Consider the following 1,865-nt stretch of genomic DNA (forward strand, 5'->3'; position numbering starts at 1 on the left):
TCATTAGTTTTTCCTTATCCTTCATTATATAACCTGTTGTAAACACATATCTGTTAACAGGATTATTTATTACGCTATCCAGATAGAAAACCGTTGCCATCTGGGTTCCACCGGCATAAAATAGAGTGGATTTCTTCACAGATTTGCTTATTCCCAGTGCCATAGCCATCATGTAATCTCCGAATTCTGATATATTTTCACTGTAATTCTCTGATCTTGCTTTTCTGAGGAACGCTTTGTTAGCATAAGCCTCTTTTAAGCCGTCTGGCGAGGTTTTCATGGAACTGCTGGTCATTTCCTTTATTCCAATTGAAGAAAGAACTGTATAGGCTGTTGTGGTACCTCCAGGGACACTCTCTCCTATAAAGATAAACTTATATTTATTGTCTATGAGAGCTCCTAGATAACTACCGTATGCCAGTGCGCTTTCATAACCTGGCAGTGCCTTTTCTTTTGATCCATCACGGGCAGCCCCCAGTCCAGTTTTTATAAATGGAATTGCAGGATCCTGTACAAATCCCGAATCAATAATCATGGTATCTATACCTGAGATTTCATTCGCACCTCTGGTTATTATTGACGGTGTAGGAATACCTTCCTCTGTCATTGGAACAACATCATAGCTCATGCACTTCCCAGCCAAAATTATTTCAGAATCCAGCACAGGTGTTAATTTAGTAAGCTCAGGCGATGCCCCGGCCGCAGATATTCCCGGAATAGTTGAAACATTTGTGGTTCCTCCAAGTAAAATATAAAGGATGTCATTCCTGTCTCTAATTTTATTATAAATACTATTTCCCTCTACTGGGTGTGGGACACAATTCTAAAATCTACCCATATTGAACAGGTTATGCCACACGCCGGTGCAGAATAGTGCATTATCTATTCTGTCATCCCTTCTCTGTGCTACATTCCATCCAAGCATCTTCTTGTCTGCAGCAAATCCAGATTCAGAATTGCTTCTCTGATGGTACTCTTCCAGGTATGGCATGGTATTCTCAATAAAATCTTTCATTGTTTTTTTCCATTTCAGAGATCCATTCAGTGTGGAATTCTTCTTCGGTATTACGAATACCTTTGTTTCCCCAAGTTTATCCATGTATGATGGAGAGGAGTAATACCTGTCCAGTCGTATGGAATCCATTTCTATACCTATTGAGGAAAGAAGATCCATTGCTCTGTCATAAGCACTCCTCTCAGATTTCATTGATGAACCGAAGGCAATGTACATCCTTGATTTAAGGTCCATTATGGCAAATGAATATGCAAACAATCTTTTCTTATGTGACTTTGATTTCTTTCCATCCTTTTCCCCAGTGGTTTTAGGATTCTCCTTGGCAAGATCCTTAAGCTTCTGTGCATATGATTCATAGTTCTTCTTCACAGTAAGGGAATAACCTGTACCATCACCTGTTGCACTGGAATTCGTAATATCCTTTTTCCCCAGTATGAGTACATGCAGGTTGTGTACTGCAATTATGACCTCCTCATCTGAATATAGTCTTTCTATGGTTTTGTATGATACATCTATTCCTGATAACATGGAGAATATGGCAAGCATGTTTGCAAACATCCTGTTTGATTCACCCACAAGCTGCTTGATCATCAACAGCTTGACCCTCTGTTCCAGGGTGAGAGAATGTGGATGTCCAGCTCTTGGAACTATCCGTATCGTTGAAACAGCTTCATTTATCAATGGATCAAGATCCTCCATCGCCATCTTGATTCTCTGTGCAAATTCTTGCTCGTAGGTTCTCCAGTCCCTTTCCTTTTTAGGGTGTTCAAGTACATATTTCTTTGATAGGATGCTGTCAAGTTCATGCAGTTTATCCTTAATGTCCCCGGATACGATTCTTGACATAAAT

At 39.9% G+C, this 1,865-nt stretch carries 1 protein-coding gene and 1 pseudogene; both read right to left on the reverse strand.

Annotated features, from left to right (window positions below):
* Window positions 1-628, reverse strand: a pseudogene (locus AMDU4_RS11155) (TIGR00303 family protein); the annotation flags it as partial.
* Between the two features lie 195 nt (window positions 629-823).
* Complete coding sequence (locus tag AMDU4_RS11160) at window positions 824-1,861, reverse strand: transposase (RefSeq protein ID WP_021788077.1); 1,038 nt, start codon at window positions 1,859-1,861, stop codon at window positions 824-826.
* Between the last annotated feature and the right edge of the window lie 4 nt (window positions 1,862-1,865).

This window comes from Ferroplasma sp. Type II (assembly GCF_000496155.1).